Annotated in this window: 5 protein-coding genes and 1 pseudogene; 3 read left to right on the forward strand and 3 right to left on the reverse strand. The window is 63.1% G+C overall.

Translation table 11 applies throughout. The features are described from left to right. From AC1DN0_RS40400 to AC1DN0_RS40410, 3 genes and pseudogenes are all read left to right on the forward strand, one after another. A pseudogene (locus tag AC1DN0_RS40400) lies at window positions 1-184 on the forward strand (ABC transporter ATP-binding protein); the annotation flags it as partial. A gap of 10 nt (window positions 185-194) precedes the next feature. Then, window positions 195-1,079: a branched-chain amino acid ABC transporter permease gene (locus AC1DN0_RS40405; RefSeq protein ID WP_441637580.1), complete on the forward strand. Its 885-nt coding sequence runs from the start codon at window positions 195-197 to the stop codon at window positions 1,077-1,079. Between the two features lie 74 nt (window positions 1,080-1,153). Next, window positions 1,154-2,191, forward strand: a complete 1,038-nt coding sequence (locus AC1DN0_RS40410; protein WP_441637582.1) for a branched-chain amino acid ABC transporter permease — start codon at window positions 1,154-1,156, stop codon at window positions 2,189-2,191. Here the strand turns inward: AC1DN0_RS40410 and AC1DN0_RS40415 are convergent. The 3 genes from AC1DN0_RS40415 to AC1DN0_RS40425 form a co-directional block, all read right to left on the reverse strand. Further along, on the reverse strand, window positions 2,188-3,180 hold the full coding sequence (locus AC1DN0_RS40415) for a Bug family tripartite tricarboxylate transporter substrate binding protein (RefSeq protein ID WP_441637584.1): 993 nt from the start codon (window positions 3,178-3,180) through the stop codon (window positions 2,188-2,190). The two genes, AC1DN0_RS40410 and AC1DN0_RS40415, sit on opposite strands and share 4 nt — an antisense overlap. Before the next feature lie 19 nt (window positions 3,181-3,199). Continuing rightward, complete coding sequence (locus tag AC1DN0_RS40420; protein ID WP_441637586.1) at window positions 3,200-3,403, reverse strand: hypothetical protein; 204 nt, start codon at window positions 3,401-3,403, stop codon at window positions 3,200-3,202. A gap of 463 nt (window positions 3,404-3,866) precedes the next feature. After that, window positions 3,867-4,130 carry a hypothetical protein gene (locus AC1DN0_RS40425; protein WP_045241194.1) on the reverse strand — a complete coding sequence of 88 codons (264 nt, stop codon included), beginning with the start codon at window positions 4,128-4,130 and terminating at the stop codon, window positions 3,867-3,869. Window positions 4,131-4,261 lie beyond the last annotated feature (131 nt).

Below are 4,261 nucleotides of genomic sequence, written 5' to 3' on the forward strand. Positions count from 1 at the left end.
GCGCATGATCCTGATGCTCAAGAAGAAGGGCTACACGGTGGTGATGGTGGAGCAGAACTTCCGCTTCGCCGCGCCGCTGGCCGATCGCTTTTATGTGATGGAACACGGCACCATCGTCGAGCGCTTCGCGGCCGCGGAGCTGCAGGCCAGGATGCCGGTGCTGAACGAGTTGCTGGGGGTGTGAGGAACGCTTTATGACGATACTGAATTTTCCCCTTCCCGCCTTGCTGTCCCAGTTGCTGCTGGGGCTGGTCAACGGTGCTTTCTACGCGATGCTGAGCCTTGGCCTGGCGGTCATCTTCGGGCTGCTCAACGTCATCAACTTTGCCCATGGGGCGCTGTTCATGCTCGGCGCGGTGCTGGCCTGGATGGGCATGAGCTACCTCGGGCTCGGCTACTGGGCGATGCTTGTGCTCTCGCCGCTGGCGGTGGCGCTGATCGGGATCGTGATCGAGCGCACGATGCTGCGCTGGATCTACAAGCTCGACCATATCTACGGTTTGCTCCTGACGCTGGGCATCACGCTGGTGATCGAGGGCATCTTCCGTTCGGTCTACGGTGTGTCCGGGCTGCCGTACTCGGCACCGGAGTCACTGGGTGGTGCCACCAACCTGGGCTTCATGATGCTGCCCAACTACCGCGCCTGGGTGGTGGCCGCTTCGCTGGTGGTGTGCTTCTCCACCTGGTACCTGATCGAGAAGACCAGGCTGGGCGCCTACCTGCGTGCGGGCACCGAGAATCCCAAGATAGTCGAGGCCTTCGGCGTCAACGTGCCGCTGATGGTGACGCTGACCTACGGCTTCGGGGTGGCGCTGGCGGCCTTTGCAGGCGTGCTGGCGGCGCCGGTGATTCAGATCTCGCCGCTGATGGGGCAGAACCTGATCATTATCGTGTTCGCCGTGGTGGTGATCGGCGGCATGGGCTCGATCATGGGTTCGATCCTGACCGGCCTTGGCCTGGGCGTGATCGAAGGGCTGACCAAGATGTTTTATCCCGAGGCTTCGGCCACGGTGGTGTTCCTCATCATGGCAATCGTACTGATGCTGCGCCCGTCGGGGCTGTTCGGGAGAGAGAGATGATGCATCAACCAACTGGCGCGGCGGTGGCCGCGGGCGAGGCAGGACAGGCAGGAAACGCAAGACAGGAGCGGGGCATGCAGAAGAAGCTGTGGTATGGATTGCTGCTGGTGGCGTTGATGCTGGCGCCGATGGCCGGGGCGTATCCGGTGTTTGTGCTCAAGGTGCTGTGCTTCGCGCTGTTCGCCTGCGCCTTCAACCTGCTGGTCGGGTATACCGGGCTGCTGTCGTTCGGCCATGCCGCCTTCTTTGGCGGCGCGGGCTATGCCGCCGGCCATGCCATGAAAGTGTGGGGCGTCACGCCGGAAGCTGGAATGGTGCTGGGGACGCTGGCCGGCGGCTTGATCGGCTACGTGGTGGGGACGCTGGCGATCCGGCGCCAGGGCATCTATTTCTCGATGATCACGCTGGCATTGGCGCAGATGCTGTTCTTTGTCTGCTTGCAAGCGCCAGCCACGGGCGGCGAGGATGGCCTGCAGGCCATCCCGCGCGGCAAGCTGTTCGGCGTACTGCCGCTGGCCGACGACCTGACGCTGTACTACGTGGCGCTGGCCGTCATCGTGGCCGCGTTTGCGCTGATCGTGCGTACGGTGCATTCCCCGTTTGGCCAGATCCTGAAGGCCATCAAGGAGAACGAACCGCGCACCGTCTCGCTAGGCTACGACACAGACCGCTTCAAGCTGATGGCGTTCGTGCTGTCCGCCGCGCTGTCAGGGCTGGCCGGGTCGATCAAGGCGCTGGTGCTGGGCTTTGCCACGCTGACCGACGTGCATTGGGCGATGTCGGGCTCGGTGATCCTGATGACGCTGGTGGGCGGGCTGGGCACGCTGTCAGGGCCGTTGGCCGGCGCCTTGGTTGTCGTGGCGCTGGAGACCAAGCTTGGCGCCATCGGCAGCTTCTTGGCTTCTGCCACGGGCATCGCGTGGTTCGGCTCGCTGGGGGAGTCGGTCACGATGGTGACGGGCGTCATCTTTATCGCTTGCGTCCTGCTGTTCCGCCGGGGCATTGTGGGCCAGCTTGCACTGATCGAGGGCAGGCGTATAGCTGGTCGATGGCTACGAGCACCGCGCTTGATCCCCAAACGGTCCAAAGTGGACCAGATAGGGGGAGCTTAATCCAGCTTGATTCGCGCGTCTCTTGCCAGTTGCCGATACTGTGCGATCTCGGCGCGCACGCGCTGGCGGAAATCCTCGGCGCGGCCATGTCCGACAAAAATAGCTCGTTCGGCGAGCGTATTCTGAAATTCCGGATTCTGCAGGACCGTCTGCAGTTCCACTCGCAGCCGCCCCAGGACATTCTGCGGAGTACCGCGAGGGGCGGCTATGCCGTACCAGAACGCGCCGCTCGACATGGTGACACCGACTTCAGAAAAGGTGGGAACTGCGCTGTACTGAGGCAACCGTGCCGCACTGCTGATTGCTAACGGTTTCAGCCGGCCGGCATCAATGAGCGGTTTGGCAACGGCAAAGGGATCGAGGCTCAGATCGATTTGTCCACCGATGACATCGGCAAGTACCTGCATGCTGCCTCGATAGGCTACAGGCGTCATGTCCACTTGGAAGGTAGAGGCAATCATCGCTCCCACAAGGTGGGGGGCCGTCCCTGGGCCTGTGGTGCCATACGTGACCGCGCCAGGCCGCGCGCGCGCTTGCGCCAGCAGGCTGGCGAACGACTCAATGGTGGCGTTCTCCGCGCGGGTCGATACGACAATGGAGGTCTCACCGACGATGGCGACAGGCGCCCACGTGTCCTCGGCCGCGATCGGCAGACGTGGCCGTAGGGCCGGCAGCATGGAGAAAGTGGTGGAACTGCCCAGGAGAAGCGTGTAGCCGTCAGGGGGTGCCTTTGCTACATGTTCCGCCCCTATCAGCGTGGACCCGCCGGGGCGGTTTTCAATGACCACCGGCTGCCCTAGCCTGAGCCGCAGCTTGTCTGCAATCATGCGCGCGATTGAATCGCTAAGCCCGCCCGGACTGAAGGGAACGACAAGGTGCACCGGGCGCTCAGGGAACGAATCCGCATGGGCGGGCGCATTGGTCAGGATGCCTCCGACCAGCAGGGCACAGATATAGAGTTGGCGCATGGAAGTGGGTAACAGCATCATCCGAATGTCGATTTGCCGTTTACCCTGCGGCCATGTTCACAACCATGCCGTCGGCGGCGAACTTGTCCCTCAGCGCCTGCGCCTTGAGTGGATCGACCCGATAATGACCACCTTGCCGGCATTCAGGCGGCGGATCTGCGTGGCCAGTGCCTCTACGGACGTCGTCGAACATTTTGTCAAGGGAAACATCATCAGGCTCTTGGGCGACATAACCAATTCTCATCGTTGCATATGCCTGTCCGGTCGCGCAATGGCGCGTCATCGATACACGTATCGATGATAGCGTCGCGCAGCCGTGACGTCACCCCGCTGCAGATTCCGATTGCCTGGGAGAACGGGGGCTCATTCGACCACTATGACGGCTCCGGACCGCGCGCGACACGCTCGGCCGGCAACTGTCCGAGACAGAGCGGGCGCTCGGGCGAGCGCAGGCGGAGGCCACCCCGCCGGGCGCTGGCGACGAAAGCCAAGTTCAGGCCTGAGCGGCGTGGGAAGAGGGGGGTTGGACCACCGCGCCCTCCCGCTGGCGCGGATTTCCACTTCAGCCATTCCCGGAGCAACCTTGAAGTCCGCTTAGCCCCCGATTTCGCGCGCTCTCCTTCTTGCAGTTTTACCCCCTGGTAGTGCCTTCGCACGAGGCGGCCGTGGGACCCTCGCGGCCTCCACAATGCGGGGGCACGTGCCGTTCAAACCTTGGCGTGGGTGGCGGCCCATTGCGACGGGTTGACGTCGATGCTCAGCGGGCCGAAGCCGGAGCCGATCACGCCGACGTTGTTGAGCGTGTTCACGTTGATGCTTTGCAACTGGGCGATGTTCTGGTTGACGTTGACATTGACGTTGGCCACCGGGCCCAGTCCTTGCAGCCAGGAATTTCCGCCGCGCACCGCGGTCATGGACTTGCTGTCGAGTTCTTGGGTCAGGGCGAGGTCGCGCACGATGATGGATGGCATGGTGGTTCTCCTTGGCTTCACTGAATGACTTGAAATGTTCCTGAGTGGCTGGTTGGCAGCGGAGGTGGCGGGGCCGCCTCCGCGTCTGCCGGGCCGTTCAGCGATAGATGTTGTTTTGGGCGTTCTGCGTC

The sequence above is a fragment of the Cupriavidus sp. 05N39 genome, from assembly GCF_056397325.1.

Coding starts and splice junctions, on each gene's coding strand:
- AC1DN0_RS40410 (WP_441637582.1), top strand. CDS start 1,154: ATGCAGAAGAAGCTGTGGTATGGATTGCTGCTGGTGGCGTTGATGCTG.
- AC1DN0_RS40420 (WP_441637586.1), bottom strand. CDS start 3,403: ATGAGAATTGGTTATGTCGCCCAAGAGCCTGATGATGTTTCCCTTGAC.
- AC1DN0_RS40425 (WP_045241194.1), bottom strand. CDS start 4,130: ATGCCATCCATCATCGTGCGCGACCTCGCCCTGACCCAAGAACTCGAC.
- AC1DN0_RS40415 (WP_441637584.1), bottom strand. CDS start 3,180: ATGATGCTGTTACCCACTTCCATGCGCCAACTCTATATCTGTGCCCTG.
- AC1DN0_RS40405 (WP_441637580.1), top strand. CDS start 195: ATGACGATACTGAATTTTCCCCTTCCCGCCTTGCTGTCCCAGTTGCTG.